The sequence below is a fragment of the Kastovskya adunca genome, assembly GCF_059505785.1.
The window spans coordinates 79,745-103,985 of record NZ_JCACLG010000046.1 but is presented as its reverse complement, the minus strand read 5'-3'; the positions used below and the strand labels follow the sequence as shown (position 1 = coordinate 103,985).

At 48.6% G+C, this 24,241-nt stretch carries 20 protein-coding genes; 6 read left to right on the top strand and 14 right to left on the bottom strand.

Translation table 11 applies throughout. From position 1 onward, the window contains the following. Positions 1–170 precede the first annotated feature (170 nt). Positions 171–3,413 (top strand): carbamoyl-phosphate synthase large subunit, encoded by a 3,243-nt coding sequence (gene carB, locus AC5JR3_RS17455; protein ID WP_495847821.1) that lies wholly within the window; start codon positions 171–173, stop codon positions 3,411–3,413. Between the two features lie 552 nt (positions 3,414–3,965). Further along, positions 3,966–5,945, top strand: coding sequence for a sulfite reductase, ferredoxin dependent (gene sir, locus AC5JR3_RS17450; protein WP_495847820.1), 1,980 nt, complete (start codon positions 3,966–3,968; stop codon positions 5,943–5,945). Between the two features lie 137 nt (positions 5,946–6,082). Here the strand turns inward: sir and AC5JR3_RS17445 are convergent, their stop codons facing one another. From AC5JR3_RS17445 to AC5JR3_RS17425, 5 genes are all read right to left on the bottom strand, one after another. Further along, positions 6,083–7,177, bottom strand: coding sequence for a tetratricopeptide repeat protein (locus AC5JR3_RS17445; RefSeq protein WP_495847819.1), 1,095 nt, complete (start codon positions 7,175–7,177; stop codon positions 6,083–6,085). Positions 7,178–7,417: 240 nt separating this feature from the next. Continuing rightward, complete coding sequence (locus tag AC5JR3_RS17440; protein ID WP_495847818.1) at positions 7,418–8,161, bottom strand: 16S rRNA (uracil(1498)-N(3))-methyltransferase; 744 nt, start codon at positions 8,159–8,161, stop codon at positions 7,418–7,420. Positions 8,162–8,353: 192 nt separating this feature from the next. After that, positions 8,354–10,051 (bottom strand): diguanylate cyclase domain-containing protein, encoded by a 1,698-nt coding sequence (locus AC5JR3_RS17435; protein ID WP_495847817.1) that lies wholly within the window; start codon positions 10,049–10,051, stop codon positions 8,354–8,356. Next, positions 10,044–10,433 (bottom strand): response regulator, encoded by a 390-nt coding sequence (locus AC5JR3_RS17430; protein WP_495847816.1) that lies wholly within the window; start codon positions 10,431–10,433, stop codon positions 10,044–10,046. Before AC5JR3_RS17430 ends, AC5JR3_RS17435 begins: the two co-directional genes overlap by 8 nt. Positions 10,434–10,537: 104 nt before the next feature. Further along, positions 10,538–13,237, bottom strand: coding sequence for a PAS domain-containing protein (locus tag AC5JR3_RS17425; protein ID WP_495847815.1), 2,700 nt, complete (start codon positions 13,235–13,237; stop codon positions 10,538–10,540). 110 nt (positions 13,238–13,347) lie between these two features. Here AC5JR3_RS17425 and AC5JR3_RS17420 point away from each other — a divergent pair, with 110 nt between their 5' ends. After that, positions 13,348–14,253, top strand: a complete 906-nt coding sequence (locus tag AC5JR3_RS17420) for a shikimate dehydrogenase (RefSeq protein WP_495847814.1) — start codon at positions 13,348–13,350, stop codon at positions 14,251–14,253. On the opposite strand, the gene AC5JR3_RS17415 is transcribed toward AC5JR3_RS17420, so the two are convergent. Further along, positions 14,250–14,888, bottom strand: a complete 639-nt coding sequence (locus AC5JR3_RS17415; RefSeq protein WP_495847813.1) for a hypothetical protein — start codon at positions 14,886–14,888, stop codon at positions 14,250–14,252. The genes AC5JR3_RS17420 and AC5JR3_RS17415 overlap by 4 nt on opposite strands. A gap of 223 nt (positions 14,889–15,111) precedes the next feature. On the opposite strand from AC5JR3_RS17415, the gene AC5JR3_RS17410 reads away from it, so the two are divergent. Then, positions 15,112–15,549: a hypothetical protein gene (locus tag AC5JR3_RS17410; protein WP_495847812.1), complete on the top strand. Its 438-nt coding sequence runs from the start codon at positions 15,112–15,114 to the stop codon at positions 15,547–15,549. Positions 15,550–15,630: 81 nt separating this feature from the next. Here AC5JR3_RS17410 and AC5JR3_RS17405 read toward each other — a convergent pair whose 3' ends face one another. From AC5JR3_RS17405 to upp, 3 genes are all read right to left on the bottom strand, one after another. Continuing rightward, positions 15,631–15,891, bottom strand: coding sequence for a YggT family protein (locus AC5JR3_RS17405; protein ID WP_495847811.1), 261 nt, complete (start codon positions 15,889–15,891; stop codon positions 15,631–15,633). A gap of 136 nt (positions 15,892–16,027) precedes the next feature. Beyond that, positions 16,028–16,375, bottom strand: coding sequence for a ssl2009 family thylakoid membrane protein (locus AC5JR3_RS17400; RefSeq protein WP_495847810.1), 348 nt, complete (start codon positions 16,373–16,375; stop codon positions 16,028–16,030). A 136-nt stretch (positions 16,376–16,511) separates the two neighbouring features. Next, positions 16,512–17,168 (bottom strand): uracil phosphoribosyltransferase, encoded by a 657-nt coding sequence (upp, locus tag AC5JR3_RS17395; RefSeq protein WP_495847809.1) that lies wholly within the window; start codon positions 17,166–17,168, stop codon positions 16,512–16,514. A 343-nt stretch (positions 17,169–17,511) separates the two neighbouring features. On the opposite strand from upp, the gene crtH reads away from it, so the two are divergent. After that, entirely contained in the window at positions 17,512–19,053 is a 1,542-nt protein-coding gene (crtH, locus tag AC5JR3_RS17390) for a carotenoid isomerase (RefSeq protein WP_495847808.1), read from the top strand. 42 nt (positions 19,054–19,095) lie between these two features. Here crtH and AC5JR3_RS17385 read toward each other — a convergent pair whose 3' ends face one another. Both AC5JR3_RS17385 and clpX read right to left on the bottom strand, forming a co-directional pair. Next, positions 19,096–19,647, bottom strand: a complete 552-nt coding sequence (locus AC5JR3_RS17385; RefSeq protein WP_495847807.1) for an REP-associated tyrosine transposase — start codon at positions 19,645–19,647, stop codon at positions 19,096–19,098. 96 nt (positions 19,648–19,743) lie between these two features. Further along, complete coding sequence (clpX, locus tag AC5JR3_RS17380) at positions 19,744–21,084, bottom strand: ATP-dependent protease ATP-binding subunit ClpX (RefSeq protein WP_495847806.1); 1,341 nt, start codon at positions 21,082–21,084, stop codon at positions 19,744–19,746. A gap of 486 nt (positions 21,085–21,570) precedes the next feature. Between clpX and AC5JR3_RS17375 the strand changes: the two genes are divergently transcribed. After that, positions 21,571–22,092, top strand: a complete 522-nt coding sequence (locus AC5JR3_RS17375; RefSeq protein ID WP_495847805.1) for a ferric uptake regulation protein — start codon at positions 21,571–21,573, stop codon at positions 22,090–22,092. A gap of 88 nt (positions 22,093–22,180) precedes the next feature. On the opposite strand, the gene AC5JR3_RS17370 is transcribed toward AC5JR3_RS17375, so the two are convergent. The 3 genes from AC5JR3_RS17370 to AC5JR3_RS17360 all read right to left on the bottom strand — a co-directional run bounded on the left by AC5JR3_RS17370 (position 22,181) and on the right by AC5JR3_RS17360 (position 24,152). After that, entirely contained in the window at positions 22,181–23,251 is a 1,071-nt protein-coding gene (locus tag AC5JR3_RS17370; protein WP_495847804.1) for a WD40 repeat domain-containing protein, read from the bottom strand. 16 nt (positions 23,252–23,267) lie between these two features. Further along, the gene (locus tag AC5JR3_RS17365; protein ID WP_495847803.1) at positions 23,268–23,636 is read right to left on the bottom strand and encodes a hypothetical protein; all 369 of its coding nucleotides are present in this window, start codon (positions 23,634–23,636) and stop codon (positions 23,268–23,270) included. Between the two features lie 126 nt (positions 23,637–23,762). Next, the gene (locus AC5JR3_RS17360; protein WP_495847802.1) at positions 23,763–24,152 is read right to left on the bottom strand and encodes a hypothetical protein; all 390 of its coding nucleotides are present in this window, start codon (positions 24,150–24,152) and stop codon (positions 23,763–23,765) included. Positions 24,153–24,241: the final 89 nt, after the last annotated feature.

The window sequence follows — 24,241 nt, the reverse complement described above, 5'->3', positions numbered from 1 at the left end:
ACAAACATTCGATGAAAGCTATTCTCGATCTAGACTAGTGGACTTTCAAGGCAGGGCGATTTTCCCTCAAGTCACTGAATCTGGATAAAACGGCAACAAAATAAGAGTAGTGCAAGCCCTTAAAATAATCTGGACTTAAAAAATCTAACGCAACGACGGACGAACTAAACATGCCTCGCCGCGACGATCTCCATAAAATTCTGCTTCTGGGTTCTGGTCCAATTGTAATTGGACAAGCCTGCGAATTTGACTACTCAGGCACTCAGGCTTGTAAGGCACTTCGAGAAGAAGGTTACGAAGTGGTGCTAGTGAACTCCAACCCAGCTAGCATCATGACCGATCCGGAAATTGCCGATCGCACCTACATTGAGCCGCTAACGCCGGAAATTGTAGAGAAGGTGATTGACAAAGAACGCCCGGACGCCCTCTTGCCTACTATGGGGGGTCAGACGGCTTTAAATATTGCTGTCACCCTAGCAAAAAATGGGGTTCTGAAAAAATACGGCGTTGCTCTGATTGGGGCAGACTTAGCCGCCATTGAAATGGCTGAGGATCGTCAGCTTTTCAAAGAAGCTATGGCGCGGATTGGTGTGGCAACCTGTCCTTCAGGGATTGTGAGTAATTTGGATGAGGCGAAGACAATTGCCCAAGAAATTGGCACTTATCCCCTGATTATTCGCCCTGCTTATACCATGGGTGGCAGTGGCGGCGGTATTGCCTACAACCAGGAGGAATACGAGGAGATGGCACTGGGCGGTTTAGAAGCTAGCCCTGTATCTCAAATATTAGTAGAGCAATCGCTTCTCGGCTGGAAAGAGTATGAGCTGGAGGTGATGCGTGACTTGGCTGATAACGTTGTGATCATCTGCTCAATTGAAAACATTGACCCGATGGGAATCCATACAGGCGACTCGATTACAGTTGCTCCAGCGCAGACGTTGACGGATAAGGAGTACCAACGCCTGCGGGATTACTCGATTCAGATCATCCGCGAGATTGGGGTAGAAACCGGGGGATCGAATATTCAATTTGCGGTTAATCCGGTGAATGGGGAAGTGGTGGTGATTGAAATGAATCCCCGCGTCTCCCGCAGTTCTGCTTTAGCCTCAAAAGCAACTGGTTTTCCCATTGCTAAATTTGCTGCCAAACTTGCAGTCGGTTACACCCTAGATGAAATTCCCAATGACATCACCAAGAAAACCCCAGCATCTTTTGAGCCAACCATTGACTATGTAGTAACGAAAGTTCCCCGTTTTACTTTTGAGAAGTTTCCCGGTGCTGAGGCGGTACTGACTACCCAGATGAAGTCAGTTGGGGAAGCAATGGCGATTGGGCGTACCTTCCAAGAATCCTTCCAGAAAGCACTGAGATCGCTGGAAATAGGTCGTTCCGGTTGGGGATGCGATCGCAAAGAAAAACTTCCCTCTTTAGAGCAAGTACGCTCAGGTTTACGTACTCCCCACCCAGAGCGGATCTTTACCATTCGTCATGCTTTGAAGCTGGGGATGACGGTGGAAGAAGTCTACGAACTTACGGGGATCGATTTGTGGTTTTTGGACAAGCTGCAGGAACTATTACAGACCGAAAATTTCCTCAAACAAACTTCTTTGGAAAAGTTGACCAAAGAACAACTATGGCAGGTAAAGCAGCAAGGATTTAGCGATCGCCAAATTGCCTTTGCTACTAAAACGACAGAAGATGAAGTGCGAGACTATCGCAAACAACTCGGCATTGTACCCGCTTACAAAGTGGTAGATACCTGTGCGGCAGAATTTGAGGCATTTACCCCTTACTACTACTCTACCTACGAGTCAGAATCGGAGCTGATCCCGTCTGATAAACGCAAGGTGATGATTTTAGGAGGAGGGCCAATCCGAATTGGACAAGGCATTGAGTTTGATTACTGCTGCTGTCATGCTTCCTATGCCTTGCGGAAAGAAGGATTTGAGACGATTATGGTCAACTCAAATCCTGAAACCGTTTCCACTGATTATGACACTAGCGATCGCCTCTACTTTGAACCCCTCACCAAAGAAGATGTGCTCAACATCATCGAAGAAGAAAATCCCGAAGGGATCATCATCCAATTCGGCGGACAAACTCCACTAAAACTGGCTGTTCCCCTGCAAACATTCCTCAACAATCAACGATCAGGACTCGCCACTAAAATCTGGGGGACATCTCCCGATTCTATTGATACGGCGGAAGACCGGGAGCGATTCGAGAAGATTTTGCGCCAACTGGATATCCAGCAACCTCCTAACGGGATTGCCCGCAGCTACGGCGAAGCCTTGGAGATTGCCCAACGGATTGGTTATCCCGTGATGGTGCGTCCTTCCTACGTCTTAGGGGGACGAGCCATGGAAATCGTCTACTCGGATACGGAGTTGGAGCGCTATATGACCTATGCCGTCCAAGTCGAGCCAGATCATCCGATTCTAATTGACAAATTCCTGGAAAATGCCGTTGAAGTGGATGTGGATGCGATCGCCGATCATACGGGCAGAGTCGTCATCGGTGGTCTCATGGAACATATCGAACAAGCAGGTATCCACTCCGGTGACTCCGCCTGTTCCATTCCCCACACCTCCCTTGCTCCCGCCGCCCTAGAAACCATCCGCACCGCCACCCAGCAACTGGCAAAGAAACTTGGCGTCATTGGGCTGATGAATATTCAGTACGCCGTTCAGGGTGAAACAGTCTACATCATCGAAGCTAACCCCAGAGCCTCTCGTACCGTGCCCTTTGTCTCCAAGGCAGTTGGTGTCCCCTTAGCTGGAATTGCTTCCCTCGTCATGTCTGGGAAAACTCTGGAGTCCTTGGACTTTACGAAAGAGCCAAGCCCTCGTCATATTGCCGTCAAAGAAGCCGTGCTGCCCTTTGAAAAATTCGCGGGAACAGACACCATCCTTGGCCCGGAAATGCGCTCCACTGGGGAAGTGATGGGCATTGATACTGATTTTGGCAAAGCTTTTGCCAAAGCGGAATTAGGGGCAGGTCAGCGTCTACCCTTATCGGGTACCGTGTTTGTCTCCACAAGTGACCGGGATAAACAGGCAGTTGTCTCCGTGGTCAAAGACTTTGTCGAACTAGGCTTTGGCATTATTGCCACGGAAGGCACCCGAAAAGTCCTGAAAGAACACGGAATCGAGGTTCAACTGGTGTTAAAACTCCACGAAGGGCGTCCTCATGTGCTAGATGCGATTAAAAACAAGCAAATTCAGCTAATTGTCAATACGCCATCTGGGGAAGAGGCACAAGCAGATGGACGCTTAATTCGTCGGACTGCCTTGGCTTACAAAATCCCCATCATCACCACTATTGCTGGTGCAAAAGCAACGGCAGCAGCAATTCGCTCCTTGCAATCAGAACCTCTGGATGTGAAGGCATTGCAAGACTATATCTACGATTAAGCACACTAGAAGTGAGGATCGCGGCTTGTAGAGGCATTTCTAGCGCCGACAAAGACAATTGTTGAAATACCATTTCCCTTTGAAGAGGCTACACATAGCTCCTCCCCAATAGGGCTTAAAAAAGGGGAAGCCAGGAAAATATCTGTAGCGTCTTACACCTACTTAACCCCGTACAAACGCGATCGCTACCGTCGCTACAGCAACTCCTCAAGTTGACATACAGCGAAGGAAGCGGCACCAAAAGACGAATAAAACCGTCCTTGTCAGCCGCAGTTGTCGAAACAAGCTGAGGTACTTCACAAGTAAGATGTTCTAATCTCAAAAAATTCCTAGGCTGGTAGGGCAGGCAATCTGTCTGTCCTTTTTTCATTAATATCAATAGGTCTTAATACCTCCCTAGCCCCCTTTTGACTGGCGTGATTGTTGAGTTTGTCTTAGGATTTCGCACGCGATCGCCAAGCTCAGGGAAACTAGTATTAGGATAAATATATTCACACCTTTTCCGACCGATTTACCGGAAATAGCGTTTACCCGTTCAGACTTGTAGCTCAAATGGTTAATACTCAGACTTCCCCAGTCCGCAAAACTTCCAAGGTAGAAGGAATCAAAGAACGTAGTAATTACTTGCGCGAACCGGTGGCAACTGAGCTGCAGCAAGACACGACGCATTTCTCAGAAGATGCCCTGCAAATTCTTAAGTTTCACGGGTCTTATCAACAAGATAACCGGGATAATCGGGTCAAAGGGCAGGAGAAAGACTACCAGTTTATGCTGCGGACTCGTTCTCCAGGGGGGTTTCTGCCACCGGAGTTGTATCTTGCCCTCGATCAGTTATCTGAGGAGTACGGTAACAAGACCCTCCGCGTGACTACGCGTCAAGGCTTTCAGATTCACGGCATCCTGAAGCAGAACTTAAAAGAAGCGATCGCCTCAATTATCCGCAACATGGGGTCAACCTTGGGCGCTTGCGGCGACTTGAACCGCAATGTCATGGCTCCCCCTGCTCCTTACAAAAGCGCTGTTGAGTATCAGTATGCCTGGGAATACGCCAACAAAATTGCCGACCTATTGACCCCTCAGACAGGCGCTTATTATGAGCTTTGGCTAGATGGCGAAAAAGCCATCAGTGCTGAAGAAGATCCAGAGATCAAAGCAGCCCGACTGCGGGATACCAACGGCACCAATATCCCGGACAAAGAGGAGCCACTCTACGGGAAACATTACATGCCTCGGAAGTTTAAGTGTGCTGTAACCGTTCCGGGAGACAACTCAATTGATATCTATACTCAAGATGTCAGCTTGGTGGTGATCACAAATGACCAAGGCGAACTCCAAGGATTTAATGTTCTCGCGGGTGGTGGTTTAGGGCGTACCCATAATAAAGAAGAGACCTTTGCTCGCATGGCTGATGCCATTGGCTATGTCGATAAAGCGGATGTTTACGACTTGCTGAAGGCGATTCTGGCGACGCAACGGGATTATGGAGATCGCGCCAATCGGCGTCATGCGCGGATGAAGTACCTGCTCAACGATTGGGGCGTTGAGAAGTTCAAGGCGAAAGTTGAAGAATACTTCGGTAAAGCGATCGCCTCTTACAAACCCTTACCGTCTTTCAAGTACCACGATTACTTGGGGTGGAACGAGCAAGGAGACGGGAAACTGTTCCTGGGGCTTTCCATTGAAAATGGTCGAGTACAAGATGAAGGCACCTTCCGCCTAAAAAGTGCTTTGCGGGAAATTACTCAGCAGTTTGCTTTCCCAATGCGGCTCACGGCGAACCACAACATCATCATTTACGAGATTGAGCCAGAGCAGCAGCTAGCAATTGAGCGTCTGCTTGACCAGCACGGCATCCAAATCTCTCCAGAGGGCATTGAGCCATTAGTACGCTATTCAATGGCTTGCCCAGCCCTCCCAACCTGTGGCTTGGCGATCGCTGAGTCAGAACGAGCCGCCCCTGGAATACTCAAGCGGATTCGGGAACTGCTAGATCAACTCGGCTTACAGAACGAGTATTTCGCCGTGCGGATGACCGGATGTCCGAATGGTTGCGCCAGACCTTACATGGCAGAGTTAGGGTTTGTGGGTAGTGCACCGGATACTTACCAAGTTTGGCTCGGAGGTTCTCCAAATCAGACCCGTTTGGCACAAACCTATGTGGATCGGATGCCGATTCATGAGCTGGAAACTTTCCTGGCACCTATTTTTACCTTCTTTAAGCAAGAAAAAAATGCGGGTGAAAGTTTTGGAGATTTTTGCGATCGCGTTGGTTTAGATGCCATCCGCGAATTCACCATCACCTACGAGTCTCCTTCCGTTGACTCTCAATCTGATACAGGCTTAGTGAATGAGGTCATCCCTCCCACGGCATCAAGCACAATAAAAACTACAGGTAAAACACGCTACCGCATTGGTGTTCGTGACGAACTCTACGAACGCGTGAAATCTGCTGCATCAAAGCAAGGTCGCTCCATGACTGATCTAGCAACAGAAGCTTTAGAAGCGTTGTTAAACAGTCAAGCTGACGCCTAATCAATTTCAGTCTAAATCCACACCTGCCGCCGATAGCTGTCGATGGCAGGTTTTTTTGAGGAAATAATAGCTTCACTCTTGCTCTAATCCTCACCCACGCTGTTGCTCTCTCACCCAAGCCCGAAAAGCGCGTATCGCTACTTCAAGAAAACTAACCCGCTGTATAACTGAAAAGCTGAATCCCAGACGGAATCTTTAGGGGTGTCTTCTCGGCGAGATAAGTTGATATGAGAAGGGAGATGACTTAGCATTTCGGCAAAGTCAACAGCGGTTTCGGCAAAGATAGTGAAATCAGAGCTTCTTGGGGTTTGGGGGAGTTGCTGGCTGAGGAAATCTAGTAAGTTGTTCCAATTTATTCTCGTTGTCGCCTGAGCGATCGGTTGGACAGCTTCTTGTTGTGAGGAAAAAGCAATGCCTTGCTGAAACTGGTAATGGCGATCGCATAAGCGGAGGATACTATTTCGCGCTGGTAAATGCAGGTCGCAAAACTGGACATAATCTAGGGTTTTTGTCTTCCGGAGTAATTTACGACGGGCATCTTGGTCTAAAACGGCTTCAAAAATCGGTACAAGCCCTTCTACCCGTGCTGTTACTTCTGACCAGTTAAAGGTTAGCCCTCCCAGTTGACCCTGGTCATTTTGGCAAACAACACTGGCTTGAGGTACGACGTTGTTGAAATAACTGACACTGAAGACATTGATGTTTTGAATAGCGCTCAAGGCAGTGCAAAAGCAAGGAATCTCGGCTTGTTGCAGCGTCTTTGTATAGAATTGCAGCTCTCCGATCGCTCCCGTACGATAGAGACGCCAACCGCGACTAGGCAGTTGTAGCCGCGCCGTGTAGGGGTCTAGCTTCATGATCCGGGCAAACTGTTGAGCCGCGATCGCTCTATGTTCCGAGGCGATTGGTTCTAGTACCAAAACACCCGGTTCTCCACTGTTAGGGTCAGCCGTTGCTTGAGTCAGCGCTTGTTGGCGCTGTTCTTGTTCCATCGCTTCTAAGCGTGCTAGTCCCTGACGCGCTTGCGACATGATCTTCGGATTAGTTGTCCCTTGCAGTAGCTTTCGGTAAACCGCTTCTGCCTCGTCTAGCTTACCTGTGGCTTCATGAAGACGACCCACATAAAATCGTACCCAAAAGTTTTTGGGTTCCTCCTTTACAAGCTGCTTCAGGAGGCGGGCAGCCGTTTTGTAATCTTCGCGCTTAAATGCGTCGGCAACTTGCTCAATCATGGGAATGGGGTGATGGGGGAGCGGGGGAGCAGGGGAGCAGGGGTGCGGGGGAGCGGGGGTGCGGGGGAGCAGGGGAGCAGGGGTGCAGAGGAGCAGAGGAGCAGAGGAGCAGAGGAGCAGAGGAGAACCTCTTACCCTTCATACTTCATACTTCATACTTCATACTTCATACTTCACCCTTCATACTTCACCCTTCATACTTTCTTCTTTACTCAGGACTCAGCACTCAGGACTCAGCACTCAGGAATATCCTTCAATTACAGCAGCAGCTAAAGAAAGTGCAACAATCGGGGCAGTGACAGCGCGGAGGATGCGTTGTCCTAGAGAAACGCTTTGGAAGCCTGCCGCGATCGCCATTTCTACTTCCTCTGCTGTCCATCCCCCCTCTGGGCCGATTGCGAGCGCAATTGAGGGGCTACGGGTAGCATTCAAGGCTGTTTGAAGATGCATTGCCGCCTGATTTCGCGCCACACAAATATATTGTTGGATGTTCTCAGTATTGGTGGCGTTCAATCCTACCAGGTAGTGCCGAAAATCAACAGGTTCCAAAATTGTGGGCACAACTTGCCGTTCCGATTGTTCCGCTGCTTCTTGAGCAAGGCGCTGCCAGCGTTCAAGCTTGCGAGGGCTGGGTTTGAGCAACGTGCGATCGCTAATTACAGGCACGAAACAACTCACCCCCAACTCCGTCGCCTGAGTCACCACCTGATCAAAACCATTCCCCTTCGGCAAAGCCACCACCAGCGTCACCGCCACAGGTAACTCTGTCTCCACCGCAACTACTTCAATCACGCGTGCTTGGGTGAGTGTCGCATCCAAACAAGCCAGCAGCCACTGCCCTTTCCCATCCATCGCAATAAAGCGATCGCCTTCCTTTAGCCGCAACACCCGCCCCAAATAATGCTGCTGCGAGGTCGTCAAAAAAATCTCCCGATCTCGCTGCTGCGTCGGTTCAATAACTAATCGCTGTAAATTATTAGTCATTTGTTATTTATTTAGTCGGTAAGTCGAGGTGATGGGGAGCAGGGGAGCAGGGGTGCAGGGGTGCAGGGGAGAGAAAAATTGACGACGATTAGCCATTACTCCAATCGCCTATTTCATACTTCATACTTCACACTTCATACTTCATACTTTCTCCCCTACTCAGGACTCAGAACTCAGGACTCAGGACTATCCTCACACTTCCCCCAGCACTACCCGATTTCGTCCTTGGTTTTTAGCTTCGTACAGTGCCCTGTCTGCGGCTTCATTGAGTTGAGTCGCATCAGTATAGTTGGAGAAGGTGGCGATACCACAGCTAAAGGTGACAGAGAACTCTGTGCCTTCTGCTTGTTGTCGCACTTGGGCGAAGTCTGAGCGCATTTGATCGAGAATCTCCAAGGCATTGGCACCATCGGTATTAGGGAGAATAATCGCAAATTCTTCTCCTCCGTAACGACCCTTGATATCAGTGGAGCGCAGACGCTGCTGCAACAGACGTGAGAGGCTTTTGAGAACGCGATCGCCTGTGAGATGACCGTAGTTGTCGTTGACATTTTTAAAGCCATCAATATCAATCATGGCAAATGCCAGGGGAGTTTGCTGTCGGCTAGCCCGTTTTACCTCGGTACTCAATTGCTCCTTAACTGCGGTGTGGTTAAGCAAACCTGTCAGGCTATCGCAGACCATTAGCGATCGCAACAAACGCGACCGCTGCACTCTGGGAATAATGGACGCAATCAGATGGTGGGGGTGAATCGGTTTAGTGAGAAAATCATCTCCTCCCAAAGCGATCGCCGTTAGCTGTTTATTAAAATCCGTTTCTCTAGAAAGAAATACAATCGGTATTCCCACATAGGCAGGTTGTTGGCGAATTAGCGCTGCCAATTCCAAACCATCGCAACCGGGCATATACATATCCATCAAAATCAGGTCAGGGCGAAACTCAATCAACGGCAACATCACTTCCAAGGGATCGGTGACCACATCCACCACCATTCCCGCCTTTTGCAACGTCAACGCATAGTAGGCAGCTAAAGAAGCATCATCTTCGATCGCTAAAATGCGGTATGGCTCTGTCGTTTTCCGAGCCGTTAAGTGATCGAGGGCGTCAATTAACTCTCCCACCTCGATCGGTTTGGAAAAATACGCCTGTCCTCCTGCGCGTACTGCCTGCAAGCGAGCCATCAAGTCACTGCGACAGGAGATAAACAACACAGGCAATGGTTGCTCTCGCGCCTGCTGAATTGCCGCGATCGTTTTGGGACCGGCAAGCTTTTCTTCAGGAAAGACCACATCCACAATCGCCGCCGCTGGGGTTGTTTGAGCCAGTGCCTTCTCAAACTCACTAAACTCGCTAAAAGATTGAACCCGATACCCAAAGCAGCTTATTTGTAATGCCAAATCTTGAGCCAACTCCAGGTCATCTTCCACCAAAAAAATTAGCCGATCATGGGATTCGCTCACCGATTCAATAATTTGAGGGTACTCTGGTTGTGTCAAGGGCAACTCAGGAAAGTCTACCTTGTCAACGCTGGCTAGCTGGGCGATCGCGGCACTCCTTAATGTCGCCAGCAAACTACCCATCTCAACTTGCTGTTGGGTCGTTAGTACTTTGCTTCCTTCCAAGATCGACTTACAAAACATCTCCATTGTCCGTGCTGCATCATAGACCTGATTGCAGCCAAAGGTCGCACTTGAACCCGCCAATCGATGAGTCAGGTGGTGCAGCGTCGAAACATAACTAATAGCCTCTTCCTCTGATGCTGTCTGCTGACCTTGCAACCATTGATTCCACGTCGCGGCAACTTGCTCAACCCGCTCTGGGAGATGCTGGGTATATCTCTGACGTAAATTATCGAGCTGTTCTTGAACATCCTTAAGTGTCTCAGCCATGATACTTCAACCAGATCTGATTGATGGTTGTCGAGAGAGTCATTGGGTCGAAGGGCTTAGCAATGACATCCAGCACACCAAGTTGCTTGTAGTACGCCACTTCATGAGTTTGGACTTTAGCAGTCAAGAAAATAACTGGGGTATTGACCCCTGACGGCAATTCCCGTAGCGCTTTGAGGGTAGTGATTCCATCCATCCCCGGCATCATGACATCAAGCAGAATCAGCTCAGGTGCAAATAGGGGGGCTTCTTGAATTGCTTCTTTTCCAGACGAACAAATTTTCACCGTGAACCCCCCAACCGCTTGCAGCCCCAAACTAGCTACCGTCTGGATATCAGGGTCATCTTCCACAAACAGGATACGAGTCAGAGGAGGTGCCATAAAGTTATGTTTAACTTGCTGAGGGAGTTTAAAAAGAGCATTAGCCCCACTCCATAATCTTTGATTTATTGTGTGGATACATAGACTCCCTCTATGTCTGTATGTCACGAGTCGATCAAAGAACGAATGGTATCGAGCAATTGCTGATTTGAGGTGCGGGACTTAACCAGGGCAGCCGCTACCTGGTTAGCCGACTCCATGCTGACTTCTTTTGCCGAGAAAACTAGCACCGGGATCGGAAATTGAGACTGACTGTTTAGGTACGGTAACAACTCCAACCCAGAACCATCGGGCAAACTTAGGTCAAGAATAACTAAATCAAAGCTTTTTTGTTGCAGTTTTTGTTTGGCTTCTTGGAGATTGGCAGCCGTGTCAATTTCCACCAGATTAGACAAAATTGCAAAGATGACTTGCGTTAAATCCGGGTCATCTTCAACATGCAGGATTTGGGGCTTCCTACCTGCTGGCGTTATAAACGCCTGTCTAACTGCTGCCATTAATCGCTCTTGGTCGATGGGTTTATCCAACCAGTCAATTACAGCAAAGCCACCGCCTCTAAGTTCTTCCCTCCCTTGCTGAGCTTTGGCAGAAACCACAATAATCGGTAATCGCTGGGTGCTTTCTTGCTCTCGCAGTTCGCGAACTAAAGAAATCCCACTTTGATCGGGAAGCGCCAAATCTACAGTCATTGCCGCATAACGATTTTTTGTCAGTAGCTGCTTGGCTTGTGCAGCATCATAGGCGATGTCGGTGGCAAAGTCGCCTTGCTGCAAAATCAAGCTGAGTAGTGTGGCAATATCAGGGTCGTCTTCACAAACCAAAATCCGAGGTTGGACAGAGATCCTGGGGCTGGGGCTAATTGCAGATATTGGCAATGGTGAGTGTGCCGCAACCTTCCACTCCGGTAAATCGAAATAGAAGGTTGTCCCCCCATTTATTCGACTTTCAAAACCGATGTGTCCGCCGAGTTTGTCGATGATCGCTTTACAAATACTTAAACCCAAGCCCGTTCCTGCCTGTCGTCGCGTATCTGAGGCATCGGCTTGGGCAAATTTTTCAAAAATTTGCGACTGAAATTCTGCCGGAATGCCAGAACCATTATCAAGGATGGCGATACGGATAAAGGGGCAAGAGAGTGCTGAGTCCTGATTTTTTGGGGGTAGGGACATGGTTTCCTGATTCCCCCATTCCCCATAACGGGAAACACAAATTGTCACTGTCTCGTTAGAGGGAGAGAATTTGATGGCGTTAGAGAGGAGATTGGTCAAGACTTGCATCAGGCGATCGCGGTCTACATTCACCTTCAGTTCATTAGAAGCAGGCTCTACTAATAACTTCACGCCAAACTGTTCGGCATAAGCCCGATTGACTTCAATGGCTTGCTCTACCAGGGGAACGACTTCCAGAGGATTGAGATGGAAGTCCATTTGCCCGGACTTGATTTTCTCAATATCTAAAATGTCATTGATCAGCAAAATCAAGCGTTCGCTATTTTTGTAAGCAATATCAACCAGTGCTTTCGCTTCTGGGGGAATCACGCCCCCAACTCCCCCAGCAATCAGACTCAAAGAACCTTGCACGGATGTGAGGGGAGTTCTTAATTCGTGGCTGACGATAGAGACAAATTCATTTTTCAAGCGCTCAACTTTTTTCCGCTCGGTAATGTCTCGGACGATCGCTAGTACTTCATCTTGCCCATTCATCACCAGCCGCGCTTCATAATCATGCTGTTCGCCCTCTACCACTAGCCCGTACTCAAAGATCTGCGTTTCCCCAGTTTGCAGGGCTTGATGGACATAATGCATCTGCTGCTCGGCAACATCTTTCGGTAATATGTCGTAGATGTTTTCCCCAATTTGTTGACTGAGAGGGGCAAATAGCTCTTTCTTGGCGTCTGTCCGCATCTCCAGGTAGGTTCCATCGCGGTGAAGGCGAAAGATTGCATCGGGGATGGCATTGAGGAGGGCAAGATTTTTAGCTTCGCTTTGGCGTAGTATGGCGCTTTCTCGTAGCGCCTCCTCAGCTTGCCGACGTTCACTGATGTCGGTCGCTACAACAATCACCTCCGTTACCCCATTGTCGAAGCCGCACAGAGGCGAATAATGGATCTTAAAGGTCAACTCGCCAATTTCCATCAAAGAGGTCAACGCTTCCCCCGCCATCGCAGAATGCACATCGTCCAGCATCAGGGGGAAATGCTGACACACCTCAAATACTGAATGTCCTACAGTTGCATCCGCTTCGAGTCCTAAAGCCTCTGTCGCCGTTCCTTCGAGTAAGGTGATTTTGCCTTGACAATCTAAGACAAATAGGGTGATGGGCGCACTCTGAATGACTGTCCGCAAACGTTCTTCAAAGCTGGTGTTGCTAACAAAAGTACTGGTCGCGATCGCCACCTCAGCATCAGGCGATCGCGCCGCGCTGCTACATTCTCCCTCGGCATTCCTGAAGGGTAGTGGCGATCGCATCATCATCACACCGCCAATTTCCCCCTGACTATCTATCCAGGGTGAAACTTCCCACTTCATCCACTCCATCACGCCATTCTCATTAGGCTCATGCACTTCCCAAGTTTCGCTACTTCCCGCTAAACACCGTTTCAGCCTTAAAGAGTCTTGCTCTAAATCTCCACAGCCAAACTCGTAATACGAACGCCCAACTAAGTCCTGGTGTTCAAAACCCCGATCCGTTAGCCACCGACGACTCACCAATAGATAGCGCATCTCCCGGTCGAACATGGCAATAGCCGCCGGAGAATGTTCGACAAACAGCTTGAGCAGCGTGGAATCATTGACCAAGTTCATGCTGAAAATATGCCTGAGAGCGGAAATTTTTCAGCTATATTTGCTGAATTTGTTTCAATTTTAATTTCTAAAGCCCTGACATTAATTCTGTATAAATACTGAATAGAGAAATGATAAAGTTGCCGCGATCGCTTTATGCTTTAAGGATGCTAATTATAGGTACAACGAAACTACTAGGCGTTATTGGCGACCCCGTTGAGCATTCTCTCTCGCCCCTAATGCACAATGCCGCGATCGCGCAATTAGCCTTGGACTATGTCTATCTTCCCTTACCTGTAAAAGCGGCAGATTTAGCTAGGGCGATCGCTGGTTTTGAAGCTATTGGTTTAGTGGGCTTTAGCATCACTATTCCCCACAAACAAGCCATTTTGCCCTTCTTATCGGATGTGTCTGATGTGGCAAAGGGGGTTGGAGCCGTCAACACTGTCTGGCGCACCGATAACGGTTGGAGTGGCACAAATACCGATGTTGAAGGATTTGTTGCCCCCCTAAAAGCTTATGACTGGGATTGGCGACAAATTACCCCCTTGATTTTAGGAAATGGGGGTGCCGCCCGTGCAGTGGTTGTGGGCTGTGCTGAACTCGGCTGTAGGGAAATTCGCGTTGTCGGGCGCGATCGGCAAAAACTTCAGCAATTCCAGCAACGTTGGGCAAATTCCTCTCTAAAAGCGGCACTATCTATTCATCACTCTTGTGAGCTTCCCCATCTCCTCCCGCAAGCCAAGCTAGTTGTCAACGCCACCCCTGTGGGCATGTCTCCCCATGTCGAAGCGTCACCGTTGGATGCTGCTTTAATCGGGAAACTGCCGTCAGAGGCGATCGCCTACGACCTAATTTACACTCCCAATCCCACCCAGTTTTTGCGTCAGGCTCAAGAACAGGGCGCGATCGCCATTGATGGTTTAGAAATGCTCGTGCAGCAAGGAGTCGCTGCCTTTAAAATCTGGACAGGACAAAACCCACCTGTAGAGGTGATGCGTCACTCCCTGAAACAGCACCTGGGCTTATTGCCCTAATCAGACCAACGCCAATTATAGCGATTCCACTGATAAAGCCCTTGAATCTCAAATTCCATGCCGTTATCAAAACGGACGATGGCGTTGCTGTAGGTGGCATCATTATCAGAGTGCTGAGAAAGGGCAATAACCTCACAGGGAAACCATTCCCGACTACAGGGGCCATCTTCTTGTACCCACTCCCATAAGGCGTTGGAGACTTCAATGCGATCGCCAATATTGAGTTTGAGTGCCGAAGCTGACTTGGCTTGCTCAAATAACTGGGCAATATGGGTGGGTTTAATGCGATTCAGCCATTGAGGGCCATAAAGATCGCGAATAAACTGCACGGTTCCCGAATCGCGGTCGTGCAACCAGTCATTCAGCAACTTGATTTTCCAAGGACGGTCTTGACTTTCCTGTTCCCTAATAAACTGGAGCAAGGCTTGTCGTTGCTCTAATGAGAGATCATTGAGGGGATTGTCTGCATCTATGTTGGGATCTGTAATACTCATTTCGCCCCCTATCTCCCCCATTAAGACTTCAGTGACAACACTCAACAAAATTTGTTTCTGCATTTCATTCAGAGAACAAAAAGCCGCCTCACATTCAAGAAAGGCTGTTTGCAAAGCGGCTGCAATCTTAGCTGGAGTCATGGCACGTCAGGAAAGTTTCACTTTCACCAATCCCGTGGCAAGGTCTGATAATTATTCAGAATAACCTGTATACCGAAAACATTCCCCATCCTCAGACTTAGCTAGCTTTTGCAGAGCAGCGAAGTCCTAGAGTCAAAGATCATGGGGGGAGCCTACTGCCGACATTGAGGTAAGCTGAGGATTGGAAATCAGCACATCAATAGAAATATAACGGTGCAAAGAAATGCGACTTCGAGCCTTAGCTGTCATTACAATTTCTTGTGCATTCTGGCTTGCCAGTTGGGTATTTTCCCCTGAAGCTTTTGCTCTAACCCAAATTGAACTATTTGACCTGGATTATCATGAATGTCCTCCAGAATTGGCAGAAGGGACAGTGATACCTGGTGGTGGTTCCGGAAGAGCGGCAGATTGCTTCCTTGTTACAGGCAAAGCCGAGAACACTTCTGGCAAACCGGTTGTTAATGCCGATATCTTTGGGCGCATTTACGACGCGAACAATAACCCCGTCCTGCAAAACCGCACCCGCTTAGGTTCAATTGATGAAGTCCCTCCCGGTGTCAGTGATTTTGATCTAAGAATTACGGTGCCGACTAGTATGGCGACTCCGTTAAAACTTGAACAATTTAAAGCCTCTGGTTTTACAGGCAGAGTACGTCGCTAAAGTGGAAGGAGAAATTTTACTGGCGCTTTAGCCAGTAACCGTTTCTCCATTAATCGAGAGCTTCTAAGGGTGTGTAGTTCGCTAGAGGCTAGCAAAGAGTCCTGTAACTACTTGCAGCACGATAATCGCCAAAATTGGAGATAAGTCTAATCCGCCCAGTGGGGGAATGAATGACCGAAAAATGTTCAGGTAAGGATCAGTAATCGGGCTTAAAAATGCAGCAATCTGGCTCATCCAGTTGATTCCTTGGAACCAGGTGAGCAAAATCCGTACAAAGATTAGTATCAGATAGATCTGAAGAAAATTAGCGAGACTGTCGGTTAGCAGCTCTGTAGCACTCATAATCAAACAAATTTCCTTGAAGTAATTTTTATTTAAGGATGAATCCTTGAAGTAAGTTTAACGGATATCACCGCCTTCCGGTTTACGAGAAACCGTACCAATACTAAAGTACTTGCACTTGAGACTAGAGGAAATTCTACAGCTCTTGCCTGGGTGACTGCTCTGACTCTATTTCCGCAACGTTACCATTTACTGTCCCTAACTGCGTCCGAACCTCATCGATGGTGCTATTGAGTTGGGCGATTTTATCTTCTAAGCTGCGACGTGCAACTTCAATACTTTCTTCGGCATTGAGCTGACGCCGTTTTCCTCTCAGGGCTTTGGCTTCTGAACGACGCTGCTTTTTGAGTAATGGCTCTTCACCCGTCTCTGTGTCGTCATTGCCACGTCCGGAAGCAATCAGCGCCCCGATCGCCCCGCCAACTAGACTGCCAACTATGGCTCCAGCTAGAAATCCACTTGAAAAACCCTCGCGCTGACTCATCTTAAACCTTCTGTTCTCAACGTAGCTTTTTCTCAAGATTAGCGGTTGATGACCCCGATGACCAATGAGTTGAAGTCATCTGATCGCCGCCAACTTCAACTGTTTAGGATGCAACTTGTAACGTTGATCAGCGGGTTTAGAAGGTGCCAAAGGCGCGATCGCCTGCATCTCCTAACCCTGGGACGATAAACCCTTGGGCATTTAACCCTTCGTCAATCATGGCGGTGTAAATATTTAAGCTGGGATAAGCTGCACCTAGCTTTTGCAATGCTGGAGGCGCTGACACTACCGAGACGATCCGCACCAGTGCCGGATCGACCCCTCGATTTGTCAGTTCCGACATCGCCATCATAATCGAACCCCCTGTTGCCAGCATCGGTTCTGGAATCAACACCCGTGTCTGAGGAGCAAACTGCTCTGGAAGCTTATTTAAGTAACAGCTTGCTTCTAGGGTTTCTTCATTCCTCTTTAAACCCAGATGGTAAATAGACGCTAGGGGGAGCAAACTCTGGGCACCCTCAAGCAATGCTAGTCCCGCCCGCAGAATTGGCACTACGGCTACCGGAACTTCTGGGTTAATGACGGTTGCTAGGCAAGGAGCAAGCGGTGTCTGCACCTGAATCTCTTCTGTGGGAAACCAGTTGTTACGAACTGCCTCATAAGTCAGCCAGCGTCCCAATTCTGTCATAGCGCTCCTGAACAAGACGGATGGGGTACCAGCATCACGGGCAACACCCAGCCAGTGCTTGATGAGTGGATGCTCAGGAACATAAACACGCAGTTGCAGACTCATAAAAAGATCGGGAATGCTTGCTCAAAAACCTGAATCATCATACTTCCTTCCTGCTGTCCCTGTTGGTGTTTGTCAAACATCATCTTGCTCAGTTACCCAGGCTATTGAAAAATACTTGCATTTATGTTGACAAGAGTTATCAATAAGTCTATAGTTATTTTCAGTGTTCTCCTCTCATTAAGGATCAGCAGGTGGGACCGGCAGGCGATCGCCAGTTGGCCCCCGCTTTTTTTTTGATTGAGTGTTGAGTGGGAATTTATTAATCGTCCGTTGTGTTTTGCCAGTCGCCAGCCAATCCCAGCTAAACTATAAATCCAGGCAATTCTGTAAGTTTACTGACTTTATGACGGCGACTTCTACGACCTCTCAGCAGCGCGATCGCTTCAAAGCATCTGAGTTTGATGTCATTGTCATTGGTTCCGGGATTGGGGGACTAGTGACGGCAACTCAGCTTGCTGCCAAAGGTGCAAATGTCTTGGTTCTGGAGCGGTATCTGATTCCTGGTGGGAGTGCAGGTTACTTCGAGCGCGAGGGCTACCGCTTTGATGTTGGGGCGTCGATGATTTTTGGCTTTGGCAGCCAAGGCACCACCAACTTGCTCACTAGGGCGCTGGATGCGGTGAATGTCAGTGTGGAAACCATTCCCGATCCAGTACAAATTCACTATCACCTTCCCCAAGGGTTAGAGCTAAAAGTTCACAAAGATTATGAGAAGTTTTTGCAAGAACTAACCGCCTATTTCCCTCACGAGCGAGAAGGAATTCGTAAGTTTTACGATGAGTGCTGGACGGTATTTAATTGCTTGAATGCGATGGAGTTGCTGTCTTTGGAGGAACCCGGATATCTAATGCGGGTGTTTTTCCAGCATCCCTTCGCTTGTTTGGGATTGGTGAAGTACTTGCCGCAGAATGCGGGGGATATTGCGCGTAAGCACATTACCGATCCGCAGCTACTGAAGTTTATCGATATGGAGTGCTACTGCTGGTCAGTGGTACCTGCGGATCGGACACCGATGATCAATGCCGGGATGGTCTTCTCCGATCGCCATTACGGCGGCATCAATTACCCCAAGGGTGGCGTCGGACAAATTGCCCAAAAGTTGGCAGAAGGGCTGGAAAAAGCCGGGAGTCAGATTCGCTATAAAGCCAGAGTTAGTAAGATTTTGACGGAGAATGGTAAAGCCGTCGGCGTGCAACTGGCGACAGGGGAAGAGTACCGAGCCAAGCGAATTGTCTCCAATGCTACTCGCTGGGATACCTTCGACAAATTATTACCAGCCGAATCAATGCCTGCAAAGGAACGGAAATGGCGCAAGCGTTACCAAAAATCCCCCAGCTTCTTGAGTGTGCACTTGGGGGTTAAGGCAGAGGTATTACCGCCGGGAACAGAGTGTCACCACATTTTGCTAGAAGAGTGGGACAAAATGGAGGAGGCAGAAGGGACGATTTTTGTCTCAATTCCGACACTACTCGATCCGGATTTAGCACCGCCGGGACATCATATTATCCATACCTTCACGCCGAGTTGGATTGAAGATTGGCAAGATTTGTCGCCGAGTGAGTACCAGGAAAAGAAGGAAGCGGCGGCGGCAAAGTTATGCGATCGCTTAGAGAAACTATTTCCCGGTTTAGTTGCTGCCCAAGACTACCAAGAAGTCGGCACGCCTCGCACTCATCGCCGCTTTCTAGGGCGTGAGGATGGAACTTATGGCCCAATTCCCAGCCGCAAGTTAATGGGGTTGCTGGGGATGCCATTTAACCGCACGTCTATCCCCCGACTCTACTGCGTTGGCGATAGTACATTTCCAGGACAGGGATTGAATGCAGTAGCGTTTTCAGGATTTGCCTGCGCTCATCGCGTCGCTGTGGATTTAGGGATTGAGTAACCGTAGGGTGCGTTAGCGAAGCGTAACGCACCCAATAAAAAACTACTCACCCACCCACTGACTTGGTATAGCAGGCATCTGATGCACTCCCCAGTCTTCTGGATAAATTCCCTGCGCCACAAATCGATGCACGCTCGAAAAACGCCACTGTATCGGTGTCTGGCACAAGCCATGTTTGACTGGGTTGTAGTGAATATAATGGCAATGTCTAGCATAATCCACCTCATCCCGAATCAGATGTTCCCAAAATCGACGCTGCCAAAGATTCCCTTCTTTACGTTTTGAGCGTGAATCCGTTACCTTGGCATTAAGCGCCAGCTCAGTTGCACAGCGTTTCGTGACAAGTGTTTTGATTAATCGCCAGCGCGTGGTATAGTCGCTATCTCCCTCTGGTAAAGTCCAAATGCAGTGGAGATGATCGGGTAAGAGAACGAAAGCATCGATTGAAAACGGATAGGTTTGACGCACCGTATTAATCGCGTCTCGTAAAGTAGCACGAGCAATATCATTGCACAACCAAGTGCGACGCTGGTAAGTTACTTGGGTAAAGAAGTAGGTGCCGCCTGCAACCGCGAGTCTCCGATAGTTAGGCATGAGGTTGTGCCGAGGAGTGATGCTTTCAGGATGGCACACAAACACAACCATCTTCAGCAAAGCGGTGCGTTACGCTGTCGCTAACGCACCCTACAACTACGCCGATTCTGACTTTGTTCGCCAGGAGGGATGCAGCAGCAGTTCGGCGGTGGAGCGCTTTTCTACCATTTCCTTGGTGATTGTGCAAAGTTTGACATCTTTGCGGGAGGGGAGTTCGTACATTACCTCTAGCATTAGTTCTTCCAGGATGGCACGTAAGGCTCTGGCTCCGGTTTTGCGGCGAAAGGCTTCTTGGGCGATCGCGCGTAAGGCATCGGCTTGAAACTCTAAGCGCACATCGTCCATTTTCAACAGTTTTTGATACTGCTTTACCGGAGCATTGCGCGGTTCTGTAAGGATGGAAATCAGGCTGTCTTCATCAAGGGGTTCTACGGCTGTCACAATGGGCAAGCGACCGATTAATTCGGGAATTAACCCAAACTTGATCAAATCATTCGGTTCTAGGTGCTTGCAGAGGTCAACGCTTGACGGCTGTTTCGCTTGGGCTTCATCGCCCTGCACAAACCCGATAGATTTTTTCCCGGTGCGCTGTTCTACGACTTTGTCTAAACCGACAAATGCACCACCGCAGACAAACAGAATTTTGCTGGTGTCAATCTGGATGCACTCCTGGTAAGGGTGCTTGCGTCCACCTTGGGGCGGGACACTCACCACTGTTCCTTCTAAAATTTTCAACAATGCCTGCTGCACCCCTTCGCCAGAAACATCGCGTGTAATCGAAGGGTTTTCGCTTTTACGAGCAATTTTATCAATTTCATCAATATAGATAATGCCTTGTTCGGCAGCTTCTATATCAAAATCGGCAACTTGCAGCAGCCGCAGCAAAATATTTTCTACATCATCCCCCACATATCCCGCTTCGGTGAGGGTTGTGGCGTCAGCGATCGCAAACGGCACATCCAGCAACTCTGCCAAAGTCTGCGCCAACAGCGTCTTACCGCAACCCGTAGGCCCAATTAGTAGGATATTAGACTTTTGCAATTGCACATTTTCATCCAATGTCTCTTTATCCGCCTCGCTTGGCTCCATCATTAGGCGCTTGTAGTGGTTATATACTGCCACTGACAAAACTTTTTTTGCTTGCTGCTGACCGATAACATAGTCGTCTAGCGCTTGCTTGATTTCTGTTGGCTTCTTAATTTGATTGCCAAGACGTGCTTTTTTGCGGTTAGTGTAGGCGGCGTACTGCTCAGAGGGCGACGGCGTCTGGATCATCGTGTCGCTCGCTGAGTCTAGCAGTTCCTCATCTAAAATTTCGTTGCACAGTTCTACACACTCATCACAAATGTAAACGCCAGGGCCAGCAATTAGTTTGCGAACCTGCTCAGAAGATTTGCCGCAAAAAGAACATCTCAAAAAGGAGTCGTGTTTAGACATATAACCTTGTGCAAAGAAGAGGTTTACAGCCCTACCCTTGTGGGCAGGTTTGGCTGTATTGACATGACTCTTGAGCAGAAGAGACAAAACAAATTTGCGATCGCTTGTCTTGTTCTAGTACTTCCAGTAGTAAAAGAGCAACATTACAACTCAAATCATCATGAAAATAGGTGTTACTACCATTTTAGTTGGGGAATGGGGAAGGAAGTGAGTCCTGAGTCCTGAGTCCTGAGTCCTGAGTAGGGGAGAAAGTATGAAGGGTGAAGTATGAAGGGTGAATTCGGTTATTGGTTCTCCTCGGCTCCCCTGCTCCCCTGCTCCCCTGCTCCCCTGCTCCCCTGCTCCCCTGCTCCCCATTTTGCCAATTGACGGTGAAACAATTCTCAATAACAGGCTGAGATTAATTGTCAATTATCTAATTTTGTTGCAAATAGGAGGCGCAATTAACTATCATTATTGATAATGGCTTTTTTTTAGAGGGTTACTATGGCTCCTTATACAGCCGCATCACTCAAAGCCGAACTCAACTCCAAAGGTTGGCGCTTGACCCCGCAACGGGAGACAATTCTGCATGTTTTTCAAAACCTCCAAGGAGGAAGTCATCTAAGTGCAGAAGAACTCTACAACGTCCTAAAACAGAGGGGAGAACCCATTAGCTTGTCTACGATCTATCGAAGTGTCAAGTTGATGGCTCGGATGGGAATTCTGCGAGAACTAGAGTTAGCAGAGGGACACAAACACTACGAACTCAATCAGCCCTTCCCAAATCATCACCACCACCTAGTTTGTATTCAGTGCAACCAGACAATTGAGTTTAAAAACGACTCAATTTTGAAGCAAGGCATAAAACAGGTGGAAAAAGAAGGATTTCAACTAATTGACTGTCAACTAACCATTCATACCATCTGTCCAGAAGCGATTCGGATGGGATGGCCTTCAGCACTACCAAGTAATTGGTCTTGTTCAAGAGCGATCGCCCATAGCGAGAATGGTGGGCAACTACATTAAGTTACTTTAAGTAGTTAGGTAACAAATACATTAAACTTAATGTTAAATAACTGAGATGTTATCGCAACTAATGGATTTCATTAAAGTTTTAAGCCTCCGTATATTGAGACAAAATTAGTAACTCGCCATTTTGACCACCAGCGCCCAAGTAATTACCTTGGGGATGCCAAGCGAGGCAGGAAAATCCTGACGACGCACCGGGGAAAACTTGTGTAGCCGACTGAGCTGACTGCCAAAGACACAGATAACCATCATCAGCGGCTGAGGCAAGCACAAAGGTATGAGGTTGGAAGGCGATCGCTTGCACAATATCTTCGTGCAGTTCTAGCACCCGCGTATCCCAGCCCGCCCGATCATCTTCCAGCTTTTCCCAAATCGTAATACTCGCCGCGCAGGAAGCCGCTAAGAGGGGCGCACCGCTGTCGGTGGTGAGTTTCTGCGACCAGGCAAGCTGACGAATCTTGGCAGGAAAGCCTCGCATTACCCAAGGATCACTGGGGTTGTACCAATCCAACACCATCAGGGTGCGATCCATATTGCTCACCGCTAGATACTTGCCATCAAACGACCAGGCGATCGCTATAGTGGCAGCGCGAACATCTAGAATATACGGCGGCTCCTCCCAATCTTGGGCATGCCAAATTTTGACCCCACGATGACCACAGACTGCTAAGTACTGCCCTTCTGGATGCCAAGAAATTCCTAGTACCGACGATGCCTCAAACGGCAGCGTGGCAATGATTTGATGAGACTGGGTATCCCACACTTGTACCGAACGTCCGCAGCTAACTGCTAAGTGATTCGCCTTGGGACTCCAAGCTAGCCGATCAACCCAGTGTTTAGAGGTAGCAGGGAGAAGAGAGCTTTCGTCCGCTATCACCTCCCTTGAGGCTAGGTGCCAAACTCTAACCTGTCCATTTTGGCCGCCCGCCACCAGAAATTGCCCATCTGGGGAAATACCCAGACAGTCTATTGCTTGCTCAGTACTGGTTTGTAACTCAATCAGGGCATCAGGTGTCCACAACACCACCTCTCCCGCCGCAGAACTAGCAGCCAAAGAATTGCTCGTTGATGCCCAAGCGATCGCGGTGACATAATCACCGAGCGTTCCTTGCCATTCCTCTACAAGTAAAGGTTCGTCAGTATCTAAACCATACACGCCTTAACGTCCTCTCTTAGCTGACGGGAGGTAAACCCCGCATCTGACGGACAGCGTTGAGGCAAGCAACGCAGTCGCAACCATATAAAGCTACTGCCCTATCGCTTTCTTCTTCAGTGAATTCCAGCATTGGCAATTCCGCATCACCTTCAGTTTGAGAAACTGTTGATTCCTCAGTTGGGGCAGTGAAAACTACTTCCCTCGTTGCTTGCGACATCCGAGCGCAGGTCAACTGACTAATCTGGGGAGGGCGTTGGCAGGACACGCTCTGTTGCCCCTGAGGAACGGGTTCCGCCCCATGAGCGGGGCTGACCATCATGAACATCGACAGCATCGAGCCAAAAACGGTAGGACTAGAAAGCAGAAATAACGCCAATCTGTTCATCACTCAGACCTAGAAACATGTCTGAACAGACAGGTTAGCTGATTTAGTGTTCCCATTCAATTATTCTCTAGGCAGAAAATTGTATGCAGCAGACATTATTGGCAGTCTTCCTGATGTTTTTTGTCTTTAATTTTGGATAGGGATGTAAATAATGGTGGTGTCTTGGGACTTCTGCACTCGTGCCGACCATAGTCCCAATTTTGATGAATTTGGAGTAAAAGTAAAGGTACCTTTTATATTGCTATTTCCTGTGATCCAGGGAGTTGTGTTGTTGTCAGGTGTATATACCTTAATTTGGGCACCCGGTACAGGTTTGCCAACGCTATTAGTGACAACGATGTCCACTGACCTGACTCGGACATTCGTAGGGGCTGGCGTATTGTTATAAATAACGGTTCTTCCATTTGTCATCCCTCCGCGCAGATTGTATTTGGCAAAAACATCTTCAGCCAGAGCTGTTGCTGACATTGCCAGCCCTGAGAGCAAAATTAGGGGCAAAACTAACTTGAATTTCATCGCCGCCGTCTCCTGATTGACTTGCAAGGTGGTTGAAACTAAGGCAGATACAAAACCAGCATCTGACTCTTATTTAGTGTTCCCAGGAG